We start from the raw sequence: 25252 nt of genomic DNA on the forward strand, positions 1-25252 counted from the left end.
ATGTAACAAGATCCCACTAAACTGGTCTTCTCCCTTCGGGAGAAGGCAATTCCTGGATGGATGAGGAGATCTTAAATCAATCAAAATATTCCATTATAAAATGTAACAAGATCCCACTAAACTGGTCTTCTCCCTTCGGGAGAAGGTGCCGACAGGCGGATGAGGGGATCTTAAAACAACTAAAATGTTCCATTTTTAAATGTAACAAGATTCCACTAAACTGACCTTCGCCAAGAGGGAGAAAGCAACTCCAGGAGACTTTGAGAAGTTACCTCGCGTCAACCAGTTCTATATCCTCAAGCTTTAACTGTTCACCTAAAAAGATTTCACCCACTTTCTGAAATCTGTTCACTGAGTCCGTCACTAAATAATGTACTTTAGATGCACTCATAAGATCATCATTAAGCAAATTCTGATTGTTCAATAAATTGTGCAGTGAACGTGCTGTTGCCTGAGCTGAATCAACTACAGTTACATTATCTGGCAGCAAGCTGGAGAGTAAAGGCTTAAACACAGGAAAATGAGTGCAACCCAATAAAACAGCATCCTCATCCGTGACTTTATCCAGATAATGTTTTAAGGCTTCTCGGGCTACAGAATTATCAACCATGCCTTCTTCGGCCAAAGCAACCAATACACTACATGCTCGAGTATTGATTACTGCCTGAGGCAATTTTTTTACGATAAGCTCTTGATACGCTTTAGACGCTATGGTCGTTTCAGTAGCCAGAACAACAATACGTTCGTTCCTGGTTGCTGCCACAGCCGCTTCCGCCCCTGGAGCAACCACACCAAGTACAGGTATATCCGTCAACATACTTTGCAAATGAGGTAATGCTGCAGTAGTTGCCGTGTTGCATGCAACGACTAAAGCCTTAATTCGCCGCTCGACTAATAGTTTTGCCATTTGCATAGCGTATTGCTTGACCGTATCAGGGCTTTTGGTACCATAAGGTAAACGGGCCGTATCACCTAAATAAACGAATGACTCTTGCGGTAAACTGGCTCGTAACGCTTTTAAAACGGTCAATCCCCCCATACCCGAATCAAATACACCAATAGCCAATTGTTTAGAGTTCAATTCAATACTCCTTTCTTCTTATTCTGTACTACACATTATGAATTTTTTAGGCCAGTATCCTGTTTCTCTTCCGGGCCCTCCACTTTTCTTGCGACTTGAGCATCTTTTCTAAAAATACTTAATCCATCTTTGATTGATTTAGCTGCATCAATAGCCTGTGAGTCGACTTTTGGACGCTCCTTCATGCTCTCTACTTTATCCGCGCTCATCTTTTTTACTGCATCGACAGTCTGTTCTACAGTATCCTTCACCATTACATCTTTAAATTGCTGATATAACGACTCTTTATGAAAACCCGTACCAATACCCAGAAAAGAACCCTTTTCCTGTGCTGGATCAAACCTGTTTGCGCCAAATCGATCAAGCTTTATGGCATCAGCAGTGATCTTCATATGAGGATTTTTTTCTCCAAGCACGATCAAGGCTGTCCATAAATAACGCATTTGTTCTTCATCATCACCATACAATCTTAAAGGTTTTTCTTTGGTTGGTGGTGAATCAAGATTGGCTATAGCATCAGCGGCAAGTGCCAAAGAAAATTCCATCTTGGCCTTGATTAACCGTACATCTTCTTGGGACCCCTTGGCAGGAACCGGAATTGTTTGTTTTGGAAATTGCTCGATTTCAAATTTTCCACCACCAACTTTAGTGACCTGATCCCCTTTTTGAGTCATTTGTCCAGGAGGAGATAAATCGACGGTATATCGACCGACTATTTCATAATCTTTGCTTACCTTATCTGCTTTGTAACTGGTTTGGACATAGTCAACAACAGCAATTTTTCCTTCAGGGATGGATTCCTCCAATACGAGTTTTTGTACCTCTCCAGGATGACCGGAAGTATCAAGCCCATTATTATTTTTTGGAGGTGGGGCTTCGGAAGTAAAAGTTAAACCCTCAACTTTATCACGTGTCTCTATCCTGCGAGTAATTCCTTTTGCATGGAACATATAGCTTTTTTTATTATCAGCGGCATCATTAATTGCTTGCAGAATGCCGTCTTTACCGGATAATTTTTGTTGGATTTTTTCATAAAATTGTAAATTGGACTTAATGGCTGCCATTTCTTCATTTAGCTTTTTGTCCACCTCATTAACCTTCTCAGTCACATCAGATGGCAAACCTCTATTCATCTGAACATTCAGGTTAAAAAATCCCTCAATTGTTTTTTGGTCACGTCTTAATTGATCCACAATAAGATCGCAATCATCTGAAAGAGCCTGATATTTATCTTTCATTTTTTCGGCTCTAAATTGTGCTGTACCTCTAAAAGATGGATTATATAAATGAGAAGGCTCTACGCCCTCGAGGAATTTAAAGTGTTCCCTGGATTTGGTTGTTACAGTTCGATGCCCGTTAATTGATTGTATAACGCTGTTCAAATTGCTTAAAGCCTGCCTGACAACCGCAGGAGAAGGGTCCGCTAAATTATTTTTTAGTACGGCATTCTTTAATTCATAAAACGTGCTGCTGGATAATTGAGAGTACAATTGAGCTTTCAAGGCTAAATTTACACGAGGAATAACACCTTCTATAAATTCATTATACGTTTTGGACTCATTAAATTTACTTACAATTGTTGCGGGATTAATCGCAACGTTTTTATTAAGCGTTAAAAAAATACCTAATAATTGTTTTTCCAATAATTTATTTTCTCCGTCAGTAGGACGAATTAAAGCATGTGCATTGAGTAATCCTTGATTGTGTCTATTTTGGACTATTATATCTTCCCTTGTTGAAGGCGGATTTTTGAAAGCGGAGCCATCCCTGGTTAAACCAAAAGCTTGATAAAAAGATCCATCATTAACCGGTCCACATTGTGCCTTAATTTTATCAACAATACCCTTATAAAGGACCCGGTCTTCAAAGTCTCGACCACCATTCTTGGTAGCCTCAGTATCCAGATCATTATTAATTACATCAATCTGTGCGGAGCTCAATGTAATCGGGGGTTGAAAACCAGATAAAATTCGAGCCACCACTGAATTATGTATTTGCTGAAAGCCCGCAATTTTTTTATTTTCTTCAACAACCTCAGCTAAACCAATCGCATCTGCTCCCATATGAACAGCTAATTGCTTAACATCTTTTGCATTCAACACATGATAATCTTGAACGGGATCATTAAGCATTGCTCGTTGTTTCGCTACAGGTAACTCACTAAAGGCCTTGAATAATTGCGGATGAGGTGCTGCTCCTAATTGAGAAACAATGTCTATATGGTTCTGAAATATCTGAGATCGAACCCATTGCTTGATATCTTTTAAATCAGTCTCTTTAACCCAATCAGCAGGAGTTATACCCGCATCAACAAGTGCTTTCTGGAATTCAGCTAAATCTACAGCTTTATCCATCGCCTTCAATTGTTTCTCATCACTTATAGAAGTAATATGACTCTGCAACATTGCTTTCTTAAGTACAGCGAGATTACCCTTTACTGCCAAATCGATGTAGTCATCATTATCGAACAGGTCTTTTAATATTGCCGCCAACTCTTCTTCAGTTTTAGTTTTAAGTGCTGGCAATAAATCTTCATCTGAATTCGATAAGGCTACCTGCAAAAACCGTGTTCCAAGAACGCTTTTAGCCCAATCCATATCATCTTCAGTTAAATTATTCCTTATTCGTTGAGGTATGCTTTTGAAAAACTCTTCATTGTCTTCTTGCAAATTATCTTCTTGCCTCAAAACCGCATCTGATGAAAGCCCTGCAACGTACTCCTCAAAATCGTTTTTTCCAAGTGCCTGCTTTAACATCGCCAGACGACCTTTAAGCGCATCTTTTACATTATCACTTAATGGAAAATTCAAAAAGCCTTTGGCAGCGACTGAGTCCGGATAGCCCATTTCTATTGCAGCACTATCAACTGAAGCTTTATCATTTGCAGTTAATAATTGTACTATTTGCCCACGGTTCTCAGATTGTTTGATGAAGCGTAATAATAAAACATCACGAGCTTGATCTCGTATCTCTTTAATGGCATCTGCTGTTAATATATCATCTGATTTATTACGTGCTGGAGGTGCTGGGGCTGGTGGCGCAAGAACTGGTACTTCATCTTTTTTCCAGCCATGAGCTTGATTTAGATTACCCAATTTACTGATGGAAGCCAGATAAGCCCGGCATTCGTCTTCATTGTTTGAAAGAATCTGAATCAAAACATCATCGTCAACATCTTTTAATCCCAATGTTACTCGCTGTTGAGCTGCTATTTGGCGAATAGTTTTAATATCCGGATCCTCATCCGGAGTTAGTAAATTATCATTGTCTTCGTAGATTTTAATGCCTTCTGCTTCTTTTAAATCAGGAAATTGCTCCCAAAATCCTTTATTATTGATAATCGCTTGCCTAAATGCGCTCACATCGGCTGGATTGACTTCTAATAAGTGTTCTAAAGCCCTGCGGCGAACATCCGGTTCTTCTATGTCTACATCATTATTAATAATTGCATTTCTGATCGCCACATTCTTAGCCATAAATAAACTCCGCAGACTCGTATGTCTTTATTTTAAGCCTAATTTATTAATTTAACCTTAAATTGGTTATCTTTTTCTCATCGGGCTTGAATAGATCCAAACTTAAGCTAACTTTATTAATAGAAGTATAGCAAGTTTAAGGGCAATTAAATGAGAATAAAAATAATACTGGCTGGATTGATTCTGGTTAATGTTGCTCATGCTCAAGGATGTATTCAAGGTGGACAGCCGTCTCAACCGCGATACGTCTGTTTTGATGGTAGAACTTTGGAGCCAACTGAAACAGGATTTGTCTGGAACGCGAAACGGGGCTGTTTTATCAGTTCATACCCCTGTTGTGCATACAATGCGACACATTATGCCTTTTATCCAAATCCTGCTCAGATAGGAGCAGCTTATGCTCGATGCCGTCATGATTATCCGTTCCAACTGGGACAAATGCAGACCCATTAAATCAATAAAAAGCGAAAATTTTTCTGTATCTCATTTAAATCAAATTGATTTAAATAGAGAGAAAAACTCATCCAGGCACTTAAGGCGGCCAAATCCTGAAAAGGAGGCGGCAAATACACTGGGTTCGTTAGAATGCCACGTTCTTTCAATTCGCCTAATAAGGGTAAATCATCGAGAATCAATTTGCCGGTAAATAATAAAGGAATGGAATCCACTCTCTTTTGACTAATCGCAAATCGAATGTAGTTATAAATTAGAACAAAGCCTTTCGCATAGGATAAATCTTTAGTAAATGGCCCACCAGTTGGAGTGCTGCCTCTAAAAACCCGCACCGTCTGGTTATAACTGTCCTCTTCAGACAAACCACAATCGATAAAGTAACGATAGATGTCCAGAAAATCAGCGCCTTTAGTCACCTTATCCAAAGCAATCACCCTATTGGTAATCTTTAACATACGTCCGGGATAAGAGGAAAAAGTAACAACTTCAGTGATAACAGCCAAACCTTCCTGAATCACGCTACTGGATGGAGAGCCTTTGGAAAGGAAAAAACAATTAGGTTGCATCGCTCCATTCAAGGTTGTACCGACATGTACCCAACCTTCATGCACTTCCATATAACGCAAATCGCGGTCACTAAACATTGCCTGTTGACTTAATTTGATGCTGTCAGCACCTGCAGAAGCATCGGCAACCATATCGTCACTTACCATAACCGTTACTTTTCCTGGATGTTTGGAAAAGAAATGCCCTAATCGTGCTTGCAATATTTCCTGAGCCTGCTGTGGCGTATGACGTTTCAAATCCGCTTCGGATTGTAATTGAACGTTCAGGTTGGTTAACACATCAAACAGTAAAGTTCCCATTTGGGACATGCGCGGACCACCAGCATAAAAAACATCATCAGGACTACCATACAACTCCATGGCCAACTCACTGAATGATGGAGTTCCCCGAACTGCCAACATTTGTGTAGCTCGGCTGTATTCTTCACATTGACGTCTGATTAATCGGGTTAAAGTCGAATACTGACCTAACTGATTCTGTGCATCACGCAGAATCAGCCGAAACTCTTCCTGTTTCTCACGTACATCAAAAGGTAAGGGTTTATTATCATAGTACGCTTTATCAACATTCGGTAATTTTTTCCCCTTCGCTTTAAAAAACTCCTTTTTAACCGAGTCATCCCATTTAATACTATCAAGAATCCTGATTTTGCGTTGCGCTTCCACAATGCGCTTGGACAACTCCTGTACAATGAGCAACTCCCCTGATTCTGATGGTGTCATAATGAACCCTTATGAAGTTATAATGTCATCCCCTGGCGGCGCAATACTGACGTGCGCATCCTGGTTTTGTGGGGGCAAATCATAAAAATTACTGATATTAGAATTCGTTAATGGAGGCGGCACGACTATTTTGACTCCATTACGACTCTGTAAATAAACATTCTCACCATTACTGGAATAACGAGAATTACAGGCTGACAACGCCAGTGTAGCAAGAACGATAAAACTCAATTTTTTCACAACTATCCCCAATTAAATCAACTCTAGACTTTTTAGTATTTTTTCTAATGCCTGATGATGTGTTTCTGATAATTCAGTAAGAGGCAGTCTAATCTCACTGCCCATTAAGCCCATTTTATTCAAAGCCCATTTCACTGGAATCGGATTTGATTCAACAAACATCAATTCATGTAAAGGCATTAATTGTTCCTGTAGACGAAGACAGGCTGCATGATCTCCATCCATAGCCATATCACACATTTTAGCCATCAATTTAGCTGCGACATTAGCAGTTACCGATATCACGCCCTTAGCTCCAGCCAACATCCATTGCGCTGCCGTTAAATCATCACCGCTGTAGACATCAATTCGGCCTTCAGAAAGACGAAGAATTTGTTGCAACCGTGTCATCTGGCCAGTAGCTTCCTTAATTCCGACGATATTGGATATTTTGGCCAGTCTCGCAACGGTTTCAGGTAATAAATCACAAGCGGTTCTACTGGGAACATTATATAAAATAATTGGCATTGCTACTGCCTGAGCAATCCTGCTGTAATGTAAGTACAGGCCTTCCTGGGTAGGTTTTATATAAGCCGGGGTCATAATTAATGCGGCGTGAGCCCCAAACTCCATAGCCTGTTGCGTCAACGCAATACACTCTCTGGTTGCGTTCATTGCAGTTCCTGCAATTACAGGCACTCTTTCTTTAGCCTGATCGATAACCGTTTTAATGACTAATAATTTTTCTTCATGAGATAAAGTACCTGCCTCACCAGTAGTACCGGCAGCGACAAGTCCGTGAGTCCCCATTTCTATGTGAAATTCAACCAACTCTCGCAGATGATGAACATCTACAGCGTCATTCTGCATGGGAGTAACCAAGGCTACTATACTTCCTCTAAACATGCTGCCCTCTATTTTTATTATTAGTTACCCTTTATATTACTGGAAAACCGGGGTCAGAGTAAATTTATATATAAGTTATGGAAGAAAACCAATGCCTCGGTCTTAACATTATCTGTATTCACCGCATAAATATCGCCTCCTGATCTAACCCATGTACACATTGAATCGACCGATCCAAATCGTCTGCCCAGCCACTCATCTGAATAAATTTTCCACATATTTTATTATTTATGTACTATTATTTCCTATGAAGGACAATTACACGAGGAAGTCAACTATGAAAAAGATAATTGGTACTTTAATTCTATTAGGCGCATCAAGTTTCATGCTTGCCAGTTGCACCAATGAACAGGTTGGTACTGCTGGAGGCGCAGCTTTAGGTGCCGGATTAGGATATGCAGTATCTGGTGGTTCAGGCTTGGGAACAGCGATTGGTGCAGGTGCTGGCGCACTGGTAGGTAATGCTGTCGGTAGAGAACAGGATAGACGTGAATATTATTATTACGGCCGTCCCTATTATTACTACTAATCTTGACACCACTCTTTATCATTCCTACTAAAGATTTAATTTGCCTTGATACCCTGATTCTTTCTTAATTGAGAGTATCAGGGTAAGGTGTTTATCAAATATTCTTGTCAAATCATACAGCAATATAAAAATACATTGCTATACTGTTCAAATGCGATAATAAATTACAAGGATAGTAACCATGAGACTTAAAAATAAGGTCGCCGTAATTACTGGAGCTGCGAGTGGAATAGGCAAGGAAATTGCCATGGTTTATGCAAAGGAAGGTGCAAAAATTGCGATTGCGGATCTCAACCTGGATCAGGCAACTCGTGCCGCAGATGAAATAAATTCTCAGGGCGGTCAAGCCATAGCAGTTGCCATGAATGTTACCGATGAACATCAAGTCAATCAGGGAATAGATGCCGTTGCAGAGCATTTTGGTGGCGTTGATGTTTTGGTAAGTAACGCCGGTATTCAAATCATTGAATCAATCGATAAATTAGCCTTTTCTGACTGGAAAAAACTGATTGCCATCCATCTGGACGGAGCATTTTTAACTACCCGGGCTGCTTTAAAGCATATGTATGCATCCGGTAAAGGAGGAAGCGTCATCTATATGGGCTCAGTTCATTCCAAAGAGGCTTCCGTACTCAAAGCCCCTTATGTTACTGCAAAGCATGGTTTACTGGGTTTGTGTAAAGTCGTAGCTAAAGAAGGCGCTGCTCATAATGTAAGAGCAAATGTCATATGTCCCGGTTTCGTACGCACTCCACTGGTTGACAAACAAATTCCAGAACAAGCTAAGGAACTGGGTATCAGTGAAGCGGATGTTATAAAAAAAGTAATGTTAAAAGACACAGTTGATGGTGAATTTACTACTACCGATGATGTTGCCCAAACCGCTTTATTTTTCGCTTCATTTGATTCGAATGCATTAACCGGTCAATCCCTGGTTGTCAGTCATGGATGGTTCATGGAGTAAACCATGGTTCAAACCAAGAGCAATAAATTCAAGGCACTATTTAAAAGCATAGCCTGTACTTTTCAGGGCGGAGGGGCATTAGGAGCTTATCAGGCTGGCGTTCTTCGCGCATTAGATGAAGCAGGATATTTCCCTGATTGGTATGTAGGTACATCTATTGGAGCAATTAATGCCGCGATAGCCGCAGGTAATCCTGAAAACATACGCGTTGAAAAACTGTATCAATTTTGGGAGTCCATCGCGACGCCCGGCACTATTGGAGAAACGCTATTACCTAATGACCCGGACAGTCGAAAAATCCAACATTTACTGGCAGCTCATTCATCCCTTCTTTTTGGACAACCGGGTTTTTTTATACCTCGATTTCCACCACCACAATGGGGATGGCATAATAGCCCTGATAAAATCAGTTATTATGACACCGCGCCTTTGCGCAGCACTCTAGAAAAATATATTGATTTCGATCGGATAAACAATAAAAGAGTAGCGAGATTGTGTATTGGAGCAGTAGAAATCTGCTCGGGAAAAATGGTCTATTTTGACTCGTTCAACCAAAAAATTGGCCCTGAGCATATCATGGCCAGCGGCGCGCTACCTCCCGGGTTTCCTGCAGTTGAAGTCGAAGGAAAATTTTATTGGGATGGCGGTATTTCCAATAACACCCCTACCAGTTATGTACTATCTAATCAATATCGTAAAAATGTATTGTGTTTTATGGTGCATTTATTTGATTCCTTTGGATTACATCCCACAACACTCGATGAAGTAATAAAACGCAAGAAAGATATTGAATTTTCCAGTCGTTTTACTAAAACCATTCAGCTGTATCAGCAGATTCAAACCTTGAAAAACACCATTCACATGTTGTCCCATTTCGTACCCAAAGAGAAAAAATCAGATCCTGAAATAAAGCTCTGTATTTCCAGAGGACATGAATCCACAATATCTTTGGTTCGCTTCTTATACAAACATGATGAAACCGAACTATCTTCAAAAGATTTTGAATTTTCGTCTAAATCAATCCATGAGCGATTAGCTAATGGATACCATGATGGAGTTAATGCGATAAAAAAATCGCCCTGGCTCAAACCAGTACCTGTTACTGAAGGCATTGCCTTATATGATATGTCCGATATGAAAACCTTTAAGGAGAATCACGATGAATGAAGCAGAGGTGATAAAGAGAGCATTTACAATGCCCATTACCTGTCCATCATATCCTCGAGGTCCGTATCGCTTCACTAATAGAGAATATTTCATTATTTCTTATGAAACGGATATGGATTTACTGCGTGAAGTAGTACCTGCGCCTTTGGAAGTTACCGAGCCTGTAGTCAAATTTGAATTCATAAGAATGCCTGACTCTACCGGTTTTGGTAATTATACTGAATCGGGTCAAGTCATACCTGTGCGGTATAAAGGTAAACCAGGAGGGTATACCCATGCCATGTATCTGGACGATCAACCTCCAATAGCGGGTGGTCGTGAAATTTGGGGATTTCCCAAAAAACTGGCTCAACCCAAATTGCAAGTCGTTAATGAAACCCTGCTGGGCACTCTCGAGTATGGCCCGTGTCGAATTGCAACGGCAACTATGGGTTATAAATACGAATCCCTGGATGTAAAAAAAATCCAGGAATCAATGTCCACTGCAAATTATTTATTAAAAATCATTCCCCATGTTGATGGCACTACCAGAATTTGTGAATTGGTTGAATACCATCTGATTGATATAACTGTTAAAGGAGCCTGGCAAGGACCGGCTCAAATTGAACTGGCACATCATGCTCTGGCACCGGTAGCATGCCTTCCTGTGCGACGCATAATAAATGCCGTTCATATTTTATCGGATTTGACTTTACCCTATGGAACAGTTGTTCATGATTATTTAACTAAATAATCTTTAAAAAAGCAGTTCAATTGGTGCGAACGAATTGAGTATGCTGAGGTTTAACGAGATTTTGATGATTTTACTGAACCAATTAGACTCAAACAGTGAAGTAAAAAAACATCAAAAACCCTTTAAATTCAATGCAATAATGGCTTCCAGTAGATTGTACTGCTTTTTCTAGGATAATATAGAACAAAACGCTTCAGGATGATGAAAGATGCTAATTATTATAGGATATATTGTAATCTTGCTTTGTGTGTTTGGTGGATTCTCCCTTGCTGGGGGTCATCTTGCCGCAATATTTCAACCACTCGAACTGCTGATCATAGGCGGAGCGGCTATTGGTTCATTCATAGTCGGTAATAGTGGTACAGTGATTAAAGCGGTTCTTAAAGCACTACCGGGCATTTTCAAGGGGCAAAAATCGGCTAGGATCGTTTTTGTAGATTTGCTTGCCTTACTCTACAATCTTTTAAATAAAGCGAGGCAACAAGGTTTGATGTCTCTTGAAACCGATATTGATGACCCTGAAAACAGCCCAATTTTCAGTAGTTACCCTGCATTAATGAGCAATCACCATGTTATCGAATTTATTTGCGATTATTTAAGATTGATTATCACGTCCAATATGCAACCATTTCAGCTTGAAGCCTTAATGGATATGGAAATTGATTCTCACCATGAAGAAGAAATGATTCCGGCAAACTCCATTACCAAACTTGCAGACGCAATGCCCGCCTTTGGTATTGTAGCGGCCGTTCTGGGTGTGGTTCATACTATGGAATCCATCAGTTTACCGCCTTCGGAACTGGGGGTTTTAATTGCGCATGCCCTGGTCGGTACCTTTTTGGGGATTTTATTGGGTTATGGATTTGTAGGTCCCATCGCCACCGCGATGGAACAACGTGCAAATCAAACACAACTGATGCTTCAATGCATCAAAGTAACCATTCTGGCCAGTTTACATAATAACCCTCCAATTATTGCTGTGGAATTTGGTCGAAAAGTCTTGTTCTCATCACAACGACCTTCATTTAATCAATTAAATGATGAAATTAAAAATGCGAAGCCTGCTGCAGCTGCCGCCATTTCCACAGAAAATACTCAACCAACCCCAAGTTAGAGCCTGACCATGACTGAAATAAATGATATTAGTGATTCAACAAGTGACGATCTTGGTGAAAAAAAAGAGAAGAAAGATAAAAAAGAAAAGCATGCCATTCCACCTGTTATCCGAAAAATAAACAAACAAAAACACCAACACCATGGGGGATCCTGGAAAATCGCCTATGCTGATTTTGTCACTGCAATGATGGCGTTCTTCTTGCTGATGTGGTTAGTTTCTTCTTTAAATAAAGCACAAAAGGCAGGTATTTCAGAGTATTTTAAACAGCCCATGAAAGTGGCTATTTTTGGTGGTGAAAGCATAGGCAACCGACAAATTAATATCAAAGGTGGTGGTCCCAATGTAGAAGACAGCGATGGACAGGTTTCCGCCAGTAACAAACCCCTTAATAATCAGAAAATAGCTCAAAATAAAGAGGTTATAGAATCGAATAAAGCAGAATTGAAAAAACTGGAAGAGCTCAAATCAGAAATCAATCTAAGTATAGAACAAGACCCTGCTCTAGCGGGATTAAAAAAGCAACTGTTAATGGATGTCGTTTCTGATGGCTTAAGGATCCAGCTCATCGATAATCAAAAAAAACCCATGTTTGATGTAGGATCCGATAAAATTAATCCCGAAATTGAACCCATTCTTGCCAATATAGTTAAATTACTCAATTCGGTGCCCAACAAAATAACCATTCAGGGGCATACAGACGCAAGCCCCTATCATAATCCTGATGAACTGGAATACACTAACTGGGAATTATCCGCTCAAAGAGCAAATGCGGCACGACGAGCACTGATTAAAGCGGGAATGAATGAAGATAAAGTTATGACCGTTTCCGGATTCTCCTCCACCGTTCTTTTAGATAAATCCAATCCGTTAAATCCTGAAAATAGACGCATCAGCATTATAGTAATGAAAAAAGGAGCGGAAGATAAAATTAAAACAAATAAATAGGCTATGTTAACAATTCGAATACCTCTTAAACATTACTTGCTTTGTTTAAACTACTTGGATATGATTTATGATGCAATTGTTGAAATATTAACTCTATAGTGTTAATATTGACCAATTCCAAGGGGATGGCTCTTAAAATACTAGCAATGAAATGAGGATCTTTTCATGTCGTTAAATGAATCCGCAGCAATAGTATCACCTGTATCAGAAAACAAATTCTCAGAATGGAGAAAACAAGATACGGTATGGATGTTAAGTCTTTACGGTACAGCAATAGGTGCTGGAACCCTTTTTCTACCCATAGATGCCGGGCTTAATGGTATTTTACCTCTCATCATTATGACTTTGCTGGCATTTCCAATGACCTACTATTCTCATCGAGCCTTGTGCCGGTTTGTATTATCGGGATCTTCTCCACACAATGACATCACTGAAGTCGTAGAAGAACATTTCGGCTCATTCGCTGGCCGGATGTTAACCGGTTTATATTTCTTTGCCATTTATCCCATTTTATTAATGTATAGCGTGGCAATAACGAACACAACAGAAAGCTTTATTGTCAATCAAATGGGATTCAATGCTCCGCCAAGAGCACTTCTGGCTATTGTATTAATTCTGGCATTAATGGCCATAGTACGGTTTGGACAGGACATTATTGTTAAATCAATGTCCTTGCTGGTATATCCTTTCGCAACCATCTTATTGCTCCTCTCATTATATTTAATACCCAACTGGAACAATGCCATATTACAGCAAAGTAACTCCTTACAGGCTAATGGTGGACATGGATTATTAATGACCTTATGGTTAATCATTCCTGTCATGGTATTTTCTTTTAATCATTCCCCCATAATCTCTTCTTTTGCCGTAAGTCAAAAACAGCAATACGGTAATCAGGCCGATAAACGAAGCTCATTAATTATGAAATACAGCCATTTACTCATGGTTTTTTCAGTAATGTTCTTTGTATTCAGTTGTGTCTTTAGTCTGTCACCTCAGGATTTAATGCAGGCCAAACAACAGAATATCTCTATTTTGTCTTATCTGGCCAATCACTTTAATACTCCGGTCATAGCTTATATCGCTCCTGTTATTGCGTTTATTGCCATTTCAAAATCGTTTCTTGGTCACTATCTTGGGGCAAAAGAAGGTATGAGCGGCATTATCGTTAAAGCCCTGAAATCTTCTGGAAAAACCATCAGTAAAAGCGCGTTACAACGAGTCATTGAAGTATTTATGATTCTGACTTGTTGGGTTGTCGCTACCATTAATCCCAATATCCTGAAAATGATAGAAACATTAGGTGGGCCAGTCATTGCTATCCTGTTGTTTATTATGCCAATGTATGCCATTGCCCGGGTTCCAGCGATGAAAAAATACAGCAACCACTTCAGTAATGTATTTATTACCATCATGGGGATTATCTCCATCTCGGCAATTATTTATGGGTTAATTTAGGGTGTATTGATTCGGTTCAAAAATCTGCGTGCCTCGGCATGTACCTGAACAATCATCACTGTTTCTACGTCATCCTCGCGAAAGCGGGGATCGCTCCAAAAACCAGCACAATGCCACATGTTAGATTGATACCCGCTTTTGCGCTGAGGATACCTGACATTTAATTACCAAACCGATTAATAAGAGGCTCATCTGAGTAAAAAATACGTCATTCCCGCGAAGGCAGGAATCCATGCATCAAATGTGCACCTCATTATGCTTGATTATTGGATCCCCGCCTACGCGAGGATGACAAGCTTATAAAAAGTGCCAATTAAGATGAATCAAAGTGCATTGTTAAAAAGTGAAGAACTCTCTGAGCTTGTCCGAGGCATCCTTAAAGATGTTTACAGAACTTAGATAACATTCCTAATATCCCTCAAATCTCAACCTCTTACCACATTGAGAAAGCGTTACTTGATCTTCAGTATTGAATTGACGACTTCCGGATGCGGCTCGGTAACAGGAGCAGTACTAAAGAAAGAGAAGCAATCAAAGCCTTTAGGTTTTAATCGCTCTAACTCACGCTCAATAATGTTATTCATTTCACCTTGGGTGGTAGTCCAACCGAATAATCCTCTGATTTGGCGAATGATCCATAGTCTGCTTCGTAACTGTCGGATGTATTGCAGTCCTGCACAGTGCGATTTGGTTGAATGTCCATTAATATCTTTCTTTAACTGAATCAGTATTTTTTTAAACTCAGGATTTGCTCTATTCTCTTTCGTGTATCTGGCAACACACTCTATAGCTAAATTCTTTTTATTTTTTAAACAAAAACGGTGATCTTCACCGATGTCACGAAGAATGTCTTTAAATTGATCATAGGATTGTGCCTGAACAACTCTATCTATATAGGGTGTGACAAATTTATGATATTCTACCTTCTCAAATTTATTAAATAATTTGAATTCTTTTGTTTGCTCAGCGCCATGCTCCAATAAATGTCGCATGGTAAAACGAAGATCCTGACGAACATCCTCAGGATGTAATTCAGCTGAATGCCCCCTATCTACAGCACAATCCAGGGGAGTTTTTCCCTGATTATTTTTTTTATTAATCAAATGCCCGTATTTTTGTATGGTTTCTTCATAACGATAGTCACCGAGTTTGATGGCAATATGAAGCGGTGTATCACCCTCAACAATTCCATCACCAGAATCACACAACTGCTGATGAGTTTGCATCGTCTGTTCAAGCTGCTCAAGTAACAGTTTATTGTATTGAGCCTGTTCGGGCACTATTTCCTTTAATAAGACTCTCTTCTCTTCTGAAGTTAAATTAACGAGAAACAAACGAAATTCTTTTAATGAAAAAAGCACTGATCTTAATTGAGCCTGCCTTGAAGCCGTTGCCTGAGTTAATAATGCGATTTGAGCCCTGTCACATGATGTACTTCCATCCAGACACTCATTTAACGATTTAACCAGTAATTCATTGGGCAATAAAATATGTTTATAAAACGACATCCATTTGGCTTTTTTAAACTCAGGCAAATCCTTTAATTGAGCGAAGGCTGTCACTTCATCTTGATTATGATACTCCTTATCGTTCCATGGATTGGGAAACAAACTGAGTTTTGTTGGCCAATAGGAATTAGCCGAATCCCTGATTTTGGGAAAATCAAGCAAGTCTTTTGCAGTAATATTAAATGCATTGTCTCCATTCAACCAATGAGATGGTCTTGCAAAATAAAAGGACATGATGCTATCAGCAAACATTAAATCATGATCAATTTTAAAAAAGACGGCTTTTGGCTTTCCATTGTCTTCCACCAGATAAAAACCAAAATTACCCTTATGCAGATCGTCCTCTTCCAAAGTAAAAGAACTGGCGAATATATTGGCTAATGAAGAGTAATCAATACTTAGCGTCTTTGACTGTTCAGCTTCCAATAATGATTTAAAAAAGGCCGGTGGTAATTTATCAAGAAAATAAAGCGGTATCTGTTCCGCAGATTGTACCGATTTTTTCTCTAATTGCTTTATTGAGCCTGAGTGATCCAAGGCATAAAAAGGATGGCTCAGCCCCTCATTTTTTTCTACGACGTAACCTAGATGCTCCACCCCTAATCCGACAATCTTCTGGGAATCATCCACTACAAACTTCTGGTCAGGAATTGAGACCCCGGACATAAACAGGCCGGCCAGTTTACTGAAGGCTATTTCAAGTTGTGAAAATTGCGGGTTTCCAAATTTATTTTTTTTAAAAATAATTTTTATCGGTTTCCCTTTTTTATCTGGAGGAATATAGGTTGCGTCAGGATAGGTTTCATGCCCCGCAAGCAAGGACTTTCCAAGTTCAATATCTTTAATATGATAAACTGAAACCATGAGGATAAGACAAATAAATTAAGTTCATTATTTTAACATAATGTTCAAAATAATCAAAACGCGTGTGTGGTTTAAAATTTATCTAAATCATCCGGTTGGATAGTCAGATTATCGTCTTTAGAATCAAAGCTCTTCTCTTCATTAAGTCGAATTTGTAAACCCACATTATTTTTGGAGTCAGCGTATTTAATCGCGCTTTCTTTGGAAATTTTACCCTCTTTATATAAATTGAGTAATGCCTGATCAAAAGTTTGCATCCCTTGTTCAGTGCTTCGAGCCATAACTTCCTTGATTTCCTCGACCTTACCTTTCTCAATCAGATCAGAGATATAAGGCGTATTAATTAATATTTCAACTGCAGCGATGCGCTGACTATCGATTCCAGGAATTAATCGCAAAGAAATGATCGCGCGTAAATTAAGGGATAAATCCATTAAAATCTGTTGTTTGGCGTCTTCCGGGAAAAAATTGATTATCCTATCCAAAGTTTGGTTTGCATTATTGGCATGCAAGGTAGAAATACATAAATGTCCGGTTTCAGCATAGGCAATTGCATGTTTCATGGAGTTCCGTTCACGTATTTCTCCAATCAAAATAACATCAGGAGCTTCTCTCATAGCATTTTTCAAAGCATTATCATAACTTAAAGTATCTATCCCGACTTCACGTTGATCGACTATGGACTTTTTATGTTCATGAATGTATTCAATGGGATCTTCTATAGTCAGAATATGTCCCCTGGTTGTTGCATTGCGATGATCAATCATGGCAGCCAAAGTGGTTGATTTTCCTGAACCAGTGGATCCAACAACCAATACCAGACCGCGAATTTCCTGGACTATTGTTTTTAATATCAACGGCAAGCGTAATTCTTCTATGGATGGGATTTTCCCCTTTATATAACGTACCACCATCGCTACTTCACCACGCTGCCGGAAAATATTGATCCTGAATCGACCCACGCCATTTACGGATAAGGCCATATTCAGTTCCATATTGGCCTCAAATTCCTTCTGTTGATCATCATTGGTTATCGATAAAACGATTTCAGCCATTTGCTGGGATTTAATCGCAGCCTGACCTATAGGTGAAGTAACACCTTGAATCTTGATATTGGGAGGAGCTCCCACACTGAAGAATAAATCCGAAGCCTCTTTATCAACCATCAATTTGAAAAAAGGAGTTATATCCATATATAGGCTCAACTTTTTAATTTTTATATAATAAGTTTAGTCAAAACTGATGAATATGCGAATCCCTTCTGCAGGTTGTTTCAAAACATTAATCTAAAGTAAACACAGTTGGAAATAAAGGATGATCCATTCTGGCTCCAGCAGGTAATTCATCGATCAGGCCCGGAAAATCAGGGGAAGTAACCCATGATCTTGGCGCGTGAGTCATATCATCCCCTAGAAATCGTACCGAGAACACGCGTCTTCGCTGTTGAGTATTCACTCCTCTTGCCATATGTAAGGTCAGCATATGAAAACAAACGACATCACCTGGTTCTATATCCCAACCGATAATAGGAAAATCCGTTCTCGACTGCTCAATCTCAGGAAGCTCCTGCAAACTTCCTTCAGGAAACCATTTAGCCTGATTATCCATAAAAGTTCTGGGCATCAGCCACGGCCCAAGATGAGAACCAGCAACAAACTCCAAAGTGGACTCTCTGCTCACTGGATCTACCGGAATCCAGAAGCTACAATTTTGTCGACCGGCCACGTTATAATAGGGTTGATCCTGATGCCAGGGAGTAACTTGGCGCGTTCCAGGTTCTTTCACCAGCAAATGATCATGATAGAGCCTCACTTCCTGGCTTTGCATTAATTGAGCGGCAATGGCACCAAGTTGCGTTTCGAATATGAGGTTCTGATAAAAAGGATTATTTTGCCAGGTACAAAAATCTTCAACAAAAAAACCTGGGTCATCTGGTCTGCTCGCAACTTTAGCTCTTGGACTCAAAGCAGATAAATTAAGCTCTATGCCCTTACGTAAGGTATCGATTTCTTCCGCACTTAATAATTGACGGAGACAGACGGCGCCATCTCTCTGGAACGAATTAATTTCTTCATCAAGTTGAACTCGTTCTGAGTCATTACGATTGAACATCACATTTTCTCCAATACATCCCGCAAGTATTTTACCGGCTCAATAATCATGGAGGAACCTTGTTGTTGCTTGGGAGCGTTAGCAAAAGGAACTATTGCTCTTTTGAATCCATGCTTTACTGCTTCTTTAATCCGCTCCTGACCACTCTGTACAGGCCTAATTTCCCCAGCCAAACCGACTTCACCAAAAATAATGGTTTCACTATCAAAGACCCGATTTCGCAGACTGGAAACTACCGCGGCCAGCAGAGCCAGATCGCTTCCTGTTTCTGTAACTTTAACTCCGCCCACCACATTGATAAAAACATCCTGATCGTAGGTTGCAATACCGCCATGCCGATGCAACACGGCAAGCAAAATTGCCAGTCGATTATGCTCCAGACCTGCGGTTACCCGTTTTGCCTGTTGTCCATGCGCCTCATCAACCAAGGCCTGAACTTCAACCAGCATCGGACGTGAACCCTCCCAGGTCACCATCACCGCACTTCCAGGAGTGGGCTCGGGTTGTCGTGATAAAAAAATAGCTGAAGGATTGGCTACTTCCTTCAAGCCTCTATCGGTCATCGCGAAAACCCCCAGTTCATTAACGGCTCCAAATCGATTTTTTATCGCGCGAATGACTCGAAATCTGCTGTCGCTTTGACCTTCAAAATAAAGAACACTGTCAACCATATGCTCCAGAACCCTGGGCCCTGCCAGAGTACCTTCTTTGGTTACATGACCTACGAGAAAAACAGCGGTTTGCGTCATTTTGGCAAAACGTACTAATTGAGCGGCAGATTCTCTGACCTGGCTGACCCCTCCGGGAGCAGAACTGATGGTTTCGGTAAAAATGGTTTGTATGGAATCTACAACAATAATTCTAGGCTTTTCCTTTTGCGCATGGGCAATTATTGACTCCACCTGAGTCTCAGCCAATAACCGTAATCCCGCGAGAGGTAAACCAAGTCTCTGGGCTCGCATGGCAACTTGTTGTAACGACTCTTCACCGGTTACATATAATACCGTTTCCTGCATGGATAAATTGGCCAAAGTCTGTAATAACAATGTGGATTTACCAATCCCCGGATCGCCCCCGATCAGGACAACAGAACCGTAAACCAAACCACCACCTAACACTCTGTTCAATTCAGATAATCCACAGTCCATGCGAACATCTTTATCCATAACGACATCTTCAACTGCGGTGATTACAGAGCGTTGGTTAGCCCATTGCCCACTTCGGGAATTTCGGTTCTCGGTTATGACTCCTTCTTCAGATATTGAATTCCAGGATCCGCATTGCGTACATTGTCCAGCCCACTGTTTGAACGTTGCTGCACATTGGTTACAAACAAACTGGGTTTTTATCTTCATTACAGTTAACCTTGATTAATCCATTACTATAAAGTGATAAATGATAACTGATAGTTAAAATAATTACCTAAGGAATTTTATTAATGAAGCTCAACAGCTTCATTATTGAGGAGATAAAGACGTCTCTATTGATGGTACGTCTATTACAAGAGTGGGTTTTTGCTCATCATTACTGAATAATGGTGGAAAATGAGTTCCTGCAGAAGGATCAGGAACCAGATCATCAGCCAGCTCCTCGGAAGAATCCATTAAATCATGCTTCATAACCTCCTGTTTCGCGTTCATTACATGCGCTGATCTCAGATCCTGAAACAAAGAAAACAAGAATTGAAAAGGAAGAAACACCGTCTGAACCACTCCGGCTATTACCCCTAAAGCAAGAGTCACTGGAATAGCGAGTAACAGTACAGGACTTGAAATTAGTGCAAAAAATAAAGAAAAACCTCGTACAAGTTCACTATGTTCTTCTGCAGCAGTTCCCCTAAACAGTGTAATCAACAGATTAAGAGGCGTTATTGATAGATTGAACGTATCGTACATATTTTTTTTGAAGTCAGTATAACTTTGTTCCACTTGACTCATAAAAGACTCCTTAAAATCACTAATTCATGACATTTTTTGGCCAGAAGTTTAACATGCTCTACATTAAGATTTTATTAAAAATTTTCTTAATTGAAGAGACCCGTCATCATGTGCCCCAATTCAACGCCAATTGCAAGTTGAATCCTTAGCCTAACTCAGTATAATCACAGCATTTCAGGATATTGAGAACTCTTATGAGTAAAGGCATTAATTTCGAACAATCAGTAACAGAACTCGAAGAAATAGTAAAACAATTAGAAAAAGGGGAACTGTCTCTTGAAGACTCGCTAAAACAATTTGAAAAAGGAATTGGATTAGCCAGACGTTGTCAGGATGTACTGAATCAGGCCGAACAAAAAATCGAAACGCTTACTGCTTCTCATTCTACTTCTGAAGCCCAATCGGATGAGCCAACAAGTGATTGATACCTATATCCAACGTCATGAAAACTGCCTCAAACAGATACTGAATACCACGCATATACCTGCAGATCGTATCTATTCAGCATTGAATTACTCATTATTCCCAGGCGGCAAAAGAATCAGGCCTATCATGGTTTATTTAACTGGTGAACTGCTCGACATCGATATTCAAATTCTTGATATTATTGCCGCAGCAATAGAATTAACGCATTGTTATTCATTAATTCATGATGATCTTCCTGCAATGGATGATGATGATTTACGTAGGGGAAAACCAAGTTGTCATAAAGCGTACGATGAGGCTACCGCAATTCTGGTTGGCGATGGAATGCAGGCATTGGCTATTGAAGTACTATTAACCCATTTACCAGGATTATTAAGTCCATCACAGATTGTTTCAATTACCAGAACCTTAGTGAGAGCCAGCGGTGTAAGCGGCATGGTTAGCGGACAAAGCCTTGATCTGACCAAACTGGCATTTTCTTCAGTTTCTGAAGAAGAACTGCGAAAAATACACCTTCTCAAAACCGGTCAATTGATCATGGCCTGCTTTGAAATGGTATTAGCTGCGCAAAAGACAACTCATGAACACACTGAAACAGCGCTTAGAGAGTATGCACAACATATCGGCCTGGTATTCCAGATGCAAGACGATTATCTGGATCGGTATGCGCCAGCAAACCTTCTTGGTAAAGGGAGATCCTCAGATACAGCAAATCAAAAAACCACTTTTGCTACACTCTATACCAAACAACAACTGGAAGAGAAAATTGCCGAGCATTATCAACTTGCCCTGGATTCACTCACAGTATTTGATCAAAAAGCCACCGCTTTAATTGAATTAACAGGACAATTACACAATAGAAGCAATTGTTCCTGAGTAATGAAACCTGGGAGTGTTGACAGATTCGCATAATAATGAAAAGTATTCATTCTATCTAAGCTTTATTAATGCGAATCTGTGATACCGGGATTATGGTCTCAATGCCTTTATCAGTTTTCCTCTGTTCGCCCTTCCATGCATGTCCGTACACTACTTCATAAGTCAAAGGATACTTACCGTTATCAGCAATCAGCCCCGAGTAATTCTTTTCAAATTGTTGCCATGCAGTCCGACCGGTTAAACCGTGATTCCGTTCAGGATTTATATTTCGTACTCCCTGAGCTCTCAGTGCAGAAATTAATTTGGGTAGGGTCTCATAGTGAACCGATAATAATTCCATATCCATGACAGGATCTAAAAAATGCTCTGCCATAAGGCTGTCACCAATATCATGCATATCACTAAACTCATTAACATGAGCATAATGATTCGCACCAGACCAGGCCATTTTTAGCTCTTTGAACGTATCGGGGCCCAGAGTTGTAAACATCAGACAGCCGTTAACATTCATCACGCGATTAATTTCACGAAAAACCTGCGCCATTGGATTAGCCCAGTGGATTACCTGATTGGTAAACACCAAATCAAACATTCCGGTTGCAAAAGGCATATGCTGCATATCTGCGGCGACTAAAGACCATTTTCGGCGCCAGGTCTGTTTTTTTCTGGCGAGAGCTAACATGCCTGGGACCAGATCCAATCCAATAATCTGAGCTTTAGGATAAAACAAGGATAATTCCCTTGAAAACGAGCCAGGACCACATCCCAGATCAAGAATTCGCTGAGGAGCGATTTTCAAATAATGAAGCCTCTCAAACAACCGCTCTCCAATCTCTTGCTGGACCTTGGCGGCGCGTTCGTATTCTTCGGCATGTTTGCTAAATGCCTTGCTAATTTCATTTTTGACAGCCATCATTAAGACCAAGGAAAAGTTAATATATAGGAAATCCAACGCTCGTGCGCCAGAAATTGCTCAGTATAACACAGAGTTTGCGTCTGCCTTCAATATGCACACTCTGCAACCAATTTCATAAAGGACCTCTTGCAGTATGTTCTTTTTGTGTTGGCTTGATAAAACCTTTAGGATCTGCCTGCATCCATTGTGCATCCCCGCTTCCTGATGAACAATACCTCATTTGTGGTTCATGTATTATAAAACCACCGCATTATGATAAAGCGATTATTGGTTATACTTTTGATGAACCTTTGCGCAGCCTTATTCATCAATTCAAATACCAAAATGGCCTCCACCTCTGTAATTTTTTATGTCAGTTAATGCTTAATGCCTTACAAAAAACGCAAGATATCCCTCAATGCTTAATCCCGGTCCCAATGCATCCCCTCAGAATCAAGCAACGTGGATTCAATCAAGCTGCTCTTCTGTCCAAAAAATTAGCTCGAAAATTAAAGATACCTTATGATTTAACCAGTTGCCAAAAAAGAATGAATACAGAGCCTCAAGCCAGTCTGGACAGAAAACAAAGACAAAAAAATGTACGTCAGGCATTTCATGCAACGCCCTTGCCTTATGAACATGTTGCTATCATTGATGATCTCCTCACTACCGGAAATACTGCTAATGAATTAGCCTTGACCCTAAAAAAAACTGGAGTTAAACAAGTCGATGTATGGTGCTGTGCCAGAACAGTGACTCAATCGATACCTGATAAACCAGGATAAAAATAAACTCTTTTTCAAACCAGAGTAAGAGCACATCATCCCATTCAACTCATCCGGATTAATGTAAAAATCGGGTCAAATCATTCACTAAAAGATTAACCAGCACCACGGTAAACACAATGACCATCAATCGATGTAATAAGACTTCCATTGCTACAGAAATAGGTTTTCCGCGGATTTTTTCAATAAGCGCATAGAGTATAGACCCACCATCAAGCCCTGGGACGGGAAATAAATTTACCAATGCAACAGCACAACTTAAACTGGCTATAAAATAGAAAAAGACAACAATTCCCTGTATCAAAGAGGCAACAGAAGCTGCAAACAATCCTAAAGGACCCAGCAAAATGGTAAACGGAATAACCCCGGTAACTAATTGTTTTAATATCATCAGAAAAAAATAAAATAAATGTACCATAGCACTGTTTGCTTTATTTATGGCCTGGAACAATGAAGATGCTTGCATCAATCCAGTTGGGGCTGATAAATCAGGTTTAATACCAAGACCAGACAAAAGCGAACGCTCATTGCCAGTAAATTTTATCTGACTTAAATTGATTGTTAACTCTTTGATTTCTTGATTATCAAGCTGTTTCAAAGAGATATTAACCTCTTTTTTTCCCCACAGAATCACCAGTTGCATCCCAACATCCTGCCACGATGGCGTACTGTACCCATCAACAGCAATAAATTGATCACCAGAAATTACGCCGGCCTGAGCAGCGATACTGTTGGATTGAACGGATTGCACCAAAGGTAAGCGATAATTCAGACCTATATAGAATACTAAAACAAAGGCCAACCAGGCGGTAATCAAATTGGCTAAAGCACCAGAAACCAAGATGACACTCCGCTTCCAGATTGGTTTCTTGTCAAAACAGAACGCATATTCTGCAGGATCCACCGGACTTATTCTTGAATTAAGCAATTGAACATAGCCGCCCAATGGCCACATAGCCCATACCCATTCGCATCCACTGGCACTGCTCCATTGAATCAGGGGCTTACCAAAACCTATTGATATTTTTTTAATCTTTACTTGAAACATGCGTGCTGCCAACGCATGCCCTGCTTCATGTATTCCCACGACTAATATCAGTGTGAATATTATGGCGATTACTGCCATAACCATAGAGAACTCCCGTGTTTTAAATCCACCAACCTATTTACTGGTATTATCTACCACTAATTGCAGCATGGGAATTCCTTTTCTTCCACTTAACTCATAGCCTTTTCTATACACTTCAAATACACGATAGGCTTGATTGGATTCACTATCAATGAGTTCAACTTCATCACCCTGTTCATCAACTAATGTAACGGTTAAATGTATTTCACGAAATCCTTCGACATGATAACGTTCTTTAAATAATTGCAATACTCGCTCCAGACTCTTCACTGTTTCATCAGCATTATGTTGACCTTGAAGGATAATATCCATTTGACGCTCCTTTTCAGATTACACATTGTGTGCAAAAAGTGGCTATCATTGTTGGCGGCAAAATAAAA

24 protein-coding genes are annotated in these 25252 nt (G+C 40.0%); 11 read left to right on the forward strand and 13 right to left on the reverse strand.

The window, feature by feature from the left end; all coding sequences use genetic code 11:
• Positions 1 to 268: 268 nt before the first annotated feature.
• Both murI and IZU94_RS09740 read right to left on the reverse strand, forming a co-directional pair.
• On the reverse strand, positions 269 to 1081 hold the full coding sequence (murI, locus tag IZU94_RS09735; RefSeq protein WP_203110201.1) for a glutamate racemase: 813 nt from the start codon (positions 1079 to 1081) through the stop codon (positions 269 to 271).
• A gap of 35 nt (positions 1082 to 1116) precedes the next feature.
• Positions 1117 to 4557: a hypothetical protein gene (locus tag IZU94_RS09740; RefSeq protein WP_203110203.1), complete on the reverse strand. Its 3441-nt coding sequence runs from the start codon at positions 4555 to 4557 to the stop codon at positions 1117 to 1119.
• Between the two features lie 150 nt (positions 4558 to 4707).
• Between IZU94_RS09740 and IZU94_RS09745 the strand changes: the two genes are divergently transcribed.
• Positions 4708 to 5010, forward strand: a complete 303-nt coding sequence (locus tag IZU94_RS09745) for a hypothetical protein (RefSeq protein WP_203110205.1) — start codon at positions 4708 to 4710, stop codon at positions 5008 to 5010.
• On the opposite strand, the gene IZU94_RS09750 is transcribed toward IZU94_RS09745, so the two are convergent.
• Genes IZU94_RS09750 through dapA form a run of 3 tightly spaced genes read right to left on the reverse strand, consistent with a single transcriptional unit; the run spans position 5007 to position 7424 of the window.
• A complete protein-coding gene (locus IZU94_RS09750) occupies positions 5007 to 6299 on the reverse strand; it encodes a flavohemoglobin expression-modulating QEGLA motif protein (RefSeq protein WP_203110207.1) in 1293 nt (430 codons plus the stop codon). The genes IZU94_RS09745 and IZU94_RS09750 overlap by 4 nt on opposite strands.
• Positions 6300 to 6308: 9 nt before the next feature.
• Positions 6309 to 6539, reverse strand: a complete 231-nt coding sequence (locus IZU94_RS09755; protein ID WP_203110209.1) for a hypothetical protein — start codon at positions 6537 to 6539, stop codon at positions 6309 to 6311.
• Between the two features lie 12 nt (positions 6540 to 6551).
• Complete coding sequence (gene dapA, locus IZU94_RS09760) at positions 6552 to 7424, reverse strand: 4-hydroxy-tetrahydrodipicolinate synthase (RefSeq protein ID WP_203110211.1); 873 nt, start codon at positions 7422 to 7424, stop codon at positions 6552 to 6554.
• A 277-nt stretch (positions 7425 to 7701) separates the two neighbouring features.
• Between dapA and IZU94_RS09765 the strand changes: the two genes are divergently transcribed.
• The 7 genes from IZU94_RS09765 (at position 7702) to IZU94_RS09795 (ending at position 14337) form a co-directional block, all read left to right on the forward strand.
• The gene (locus IZU94_RS09765; protein WP_203110213.1) at positions 7702 to 7953 is read left to right on the forward strand and encodes a glycine zipper domain-containing protein; all 252 of its coding nucleotides are present in this window, start codon (positions 7702 to 7704) and stop codon (positions 7951 to 7953) included.
• Positions 7954 to 8134: 181 nt separating this feature from the next.
• On the forward strand, positions 8135 to 8917 hold the full coding sequence (locus tag IZU94_RS09770) for a 3-hydroxybutyrate dehydrogenase (protein ID WP_203110215.1): 783 nt from the start codon (positions 8135 to 8137) through the stop codon (positions 8915 to 8917).
• Between the two features lie 3 nt (positions 8918 to 8920).
• Positions 8921 to 10084, forward strand: a complete 1164-nt coding sequence (locus IZU94_RS09775; RefSeq protein ID WP_203110216.1) for a patatin-like phospholipase family protein — start codon at positions 8921 to 8923, stop codon at positions 10082 to 10084.
• Positions 10077 to 10817 (forward strand): acetoacetate decarboxylase, encoded by a 741-nt coding sequence (locus tag IZU94_RS09780; protein ID WP_203110218.1) that lies wholly within the window; start codon positions 10077 to 10079, stop codon positions 10815 to 10817. The genes IZU94_RS09775 and IZU94_RS09780 overlap by 8 nt, the downstream gene beginning before the upstream one ends.
• A 208-nt stretch (positions 10818 to 11025) precedes the next feature.
• Positions 11026 to 11931, forward strand: a complete 906-nt coding sequence (gene motA, locus IZU94_RS09785; RefSeq protein ID WP_203110220.1) for a flagellar motor stator protein MotA — start codon at positions 11026 to 11028, stop codon at positions 11929 to 11931.
• Positions 11932 to 11940: 9 nt separating this feature from the next.
• The gene (motB, locus tag IZU94_RS09790; protein ID WP_203110222.1) at positions 11941 to 12879 is read left to right on the forward strand and encodes a flagellar motor protein MotB; all 939 of its coding nucleotides are present in this window, start codon (positions 11941 to 11943) and stop codon (positions 12877 to 12879) included.
• A 165-nt stretch (positions 12880 to 13044) separates the two neighbouring features.
• On the forward strand, positions 13045 to 14337 hold the full coding sequence (locus tag IZU94_RS09795; protein WP_203110224.1) for a serine/threonine transporter: 1293 nt from the start codon (positions 13045 to 13047) through the stop codon (positions 14335 to 14337).
• A gap of 452 nt (positions 14338 to 14789) precedes the next feature.
• On the opposite strand, the gene ankK is transcribed toward IZU94_RS09795, so the two are convergent.
• The 5 genes from ankK to IZU94_RS09820 all read right to left on the reverse strand — a co-directional run bounded on the left by ankK (position 14790) and on the right by IZU94_RS09820 (position 20758).
• On the reverse strand, positions 14790 to 16709 hold the full coding sequence (gene ankK, locus IZU94_RS09800; RefSeq protein ID WP_203110226.1) for a Dot/Icm T4SS effector AnkK/LegA5: 1920 nt from the start codon (positions 16707 to 16709) through the stop codon (positions 14790 to 14792).
• A 71-nt stretch (positions 16710 to 16780) separates the two neighbouring features.
• A complete protein-coding gene (locus IZU94_RS09805) occupies positions 16781 to 17902 on the reverse strand; it encodes a PilT/PilU family type 4a pilus ATPase (RefSeq protein ID WP_203110228.1) in 1122 nt (373 codons plus the stop codon).
• Positions 17903 to 17990: 88 nt separating this feature from the next.
• Entirely contained in the window at positions 17991 to 18821 is an 831-nt protein-coding gene (locus IZU94_RS09810; protein ID WP_203110230.1) for a phytanoyl-CoA dioxygenase family protein, read from the reverse strand.
• On the reverse strand, positions 18821 to 20176 hold the full coding sequence (gene radA, locus IZU94_RS09815) for a DNA repair protein RadA (protein WP_203110232.1): 1356 nt from the start codon (positions 20174 to 20176) through the stop codon (positions 18821 to 18823). Before radA ends, IZU94_RS09810 begins: the two co-directional genes overlap by 1 nt.
• Positions 20177 to 20278: 102 nt before the next feature.
• Complete coding sequence (locus IZU94_RS09820) at positions 20279 to 20758, reverse strand: hypothetical protein (RefSeq protein WP_203110234.1); 480 nt, start codon at positions 20756 to 20758, stop codon at positions 20279 to 20281.
• A 194-nt stretch (positions 20759 to 20952) separates the two neighbouring features.
• Between IZU94_RS09820 and IZU94_RS09825 the strand changes: the two genes are divergently transcribed.
• Both IZU94_RS09825 and IZU94_RS09830 read left to right on the forward strand, forming a co-directional pair.
• Positions 20953 to 21183, forward strand: a complete 231-nt coding sequence (locus tag IZU94_RS09825; protein ID WP_203110236.1) for an exodeoxyribonuclease VII small subunit — start codon at positions 20953 to 20955, stop codon at positions 21181 to 21183.
• Positions 21164 to 22060, forward strand: a complete 897-nt coding sequence (locus IZU94_RS09830; RefSeq protein ID WP_203110237.1) for a polyprenyl synthetase family protein — start codon at positions 21164 to 21166, stop codon at positions 22058 to 22060. The genes IZU94_RS09825 and IZU94_RS09830 overlap by 20 nt, the downstream gene beginning before the upstream one ends.
• 58 nt (positions 22061 to 22118) lie before the next feature.
• On the opposite strand, the gene bioC is transcribed toward IZU94_RS09830, so the two are convergent.
• On the reverse strand, positions 22119 to 22976 hold the full coding sequence (gene bioC, locus IZU94_RS09835; RefSeq protein ID WP_203110270.1) for a malonyl-ACP O-methyltransferase BioC: 858 nt from the start codon (positions 22974 to 22976) through the stop codon (positions 22119 to 22121).
• A gap of 44 nt (positions 22977 to 23020) precedes the next feature.
• On the opposite strand from bioC, the gene IZU94_RS09840 reads away from it, so the two are divergent.
• A complete protein-coding gene (locus tag IZU94_RS09840) occupies positions 23021 to 23743 on the forward strand; it encodes a ComF family protein (protein WP_369410910.1) in 723 nt (240 codons plus the stop codon).
• Between the two features lie 58 nt (positions 23744 to 23801).
• On the opposite strand, the gene IZU94_RS09845 is transcribed toward IZU94_RS09840, so the two are convergent.
• Together IZU94_RS09845 and IZU94_RS09850 are read right to left on the reverse strand one after the other, a co-directional pair.
• Positions 23802 to 24875 (reverse strand): M50 family metallopeptidase, encoded by a 1074-nt coding sequence (locus tag IZU94_RS09845; RefSeq protein ID WP_203110239.1) that lies wholly within the window; start codon positions 24873 to 24875, stop codon positions 23802 to 23804.
• Positions 24876 to 24905: 30 nt separating this feature from the next.
• Positions 24906 to 25184, reverse strand: a complete 279-nt coding sequence (locus tag IZU94_RS09850) for a hypothetical protein (RefSeq protein ID WP_203110241.1) — start codon at positions 25182 to 25184, stop codon at positions 24906 to 24908.
• Between the last annotated feature and the right edge of the window lie 68 nt (positions 25185 to 25252).

The organism is Legionella bononiensis, from assembly GCF_016786215.1.
In the GTDB taxonomy this organism is placed as follows: domain Bacteria; phylum Pseudomonadota; class Gammaproteobacteria; order Legionellales; family Legionellaceae; genus Legionella; species Legionella bononiensis.

Excerpts from the sequence above, each read along its gene's own strand:
- IZU94_RS09850 (WP_203110241.1), bottom strand. The coding sequence starts at position 25,184 with ATGGATATTATCCTTCAAGGTCAACATAATGCTGATGAAACAGTGAAG.
- IZU94_RS09805 (WP_203110228.1), bottom strand. The coding sequence starts at position 17,902 with ATGGATATAACTCCTTTTTTCAAATTGATGGTTGATAAAGAGGCTTCG.
- IZU94_RS09830 (WP_203110237.1), top strand. The coding sequence starts at position 21,164 with ATGAGCCAACAAGTGATTGATACCTATATCCAACGTCATGAAAACTGC.
- IZU94_RS09810 (WP_203110230.1), bottom strand. The coding sequence starts at position 18,821 with ATGTTCAATCGTAATGACTCAGAACGAGTTCAACTTGATGAAGAAATT.
- IZU94_RS09750 (WP_203110207.1), bottom strand. The coding sequence starts at position 6,299 with ATGACACCATCAGAATCAGGGGAGTTGCTCATTGTACAGGAGTTGTCC.
- radA (WP_203110232.1), bottom strand. The coding sequence starts at position 20,176 with ATGAAGATAAAAACCCAGTTTGTTTGTAACCAATGTGCAGCAACGTTC.
- IZU94_RS09740 (WP_203110203.1), bottom strand. The coding sequence starts at position 4,557 with ATGGCTAAGAATGTGGCGATCAGAAATGCAATTATTAATAATGATGTA.
- IZU94_RS09765 (WP_203110213.1), top strand. The coding sequence starts at position 7,702 with ATGAAAAAGATAATTGGTACTTTAATTCTATTAGGCGCATCAAGTTTC.
- dapA (WP_203110211.1), bottom strand. The coding sequence starts at position 7,424 with ATGTTTAGAGGAAGTATAGTAGCCTTGGTTACTCCCATGCAGAATGAC.
- IZU94_RS09780 (WP_203110218.1), top strand. The coding sequence starts at position 10,077 with ATGAATGAAGCAGAGGTGATAAAGAGAGCATTTACAATGCCCATTACC.
- bioC (WP_203110270.1), bottom strand. The coding sequence starts at position 22,976 with ATGGCTGTCAAAAATGAAATTAGCAAGGCATTTAGCAAACATGCCGAA.
- motA (WP_203110220.1), top strand. The coding sequence starts at position 11,026 with ATGCTAATTATTATAGGATATATTGTAATCTTGCTTTGTGTGTTTGGT.
- motB (WP_203110222.1), top strand. The coding sequence starts at position 11,941 with ATGACTGAAATAAATGATATTAGTGATTCAACAAGTGACGATCTTGGT.
- IZU94_RS09775 (WP_203110216.1), top strand. The coding sequence starts at position 8,921 with ATGGTTCAAACCAAGAGCAATAAATTCAAGGCACTATTTAAAAGCATA.
- ankK (WP_203110226.1), bottom strand. The coding sequence starts at position 16,709 with ATGGTTTCAGTTTATCATATTAAAGATATTGAACTTGGAAAGTCCTTG.
- IZU94_RS09745 (WP_203110205.1), top strand. The coding sequence starts at position 4,708 with ATGAGAATAAAAATAATACTGGCTGGATTGATTCTGGTTAATGTTGCT.
- IZU94_RS09825 (WP_203110236.1), top strand. The coding sequence starts at position 20,953 with ATGAGTAAAGGCATTAATTTCGAACAATCAGTAACAGAACTCGAAGAA.
- IZU94_RS09820 (WP_203110234.1), bottom strand. The coding sequence starts at position 20,758 with ATGAGTCAAGTGGAACAAAGTTATACTGACTTCAAAAAAAATATGTAC.
- IZU94_RS09795 (WP_203110224.1), top strand. The coding sequence starts at position 13,045 with ATGTCGTTAAATGAATCCGCAGCAATAGTATCACCTGTATCAGAAAAC.
- IZU94_RS09770 (WP_203110215.1), top strand. The coding sequence starts at position 8,135 with ATGAGACTTAAAAATAAGGTCGCCGTAATTACTGGAGCTGCGAGTGGA.
- IZU94_RS09845 (WP_203110239.1), bottom strand. The coding sequence starts at position 24,875 with ATGGTTATGGCAGTAATCGCCATAATATTCACACTGATATTAGTCGTG.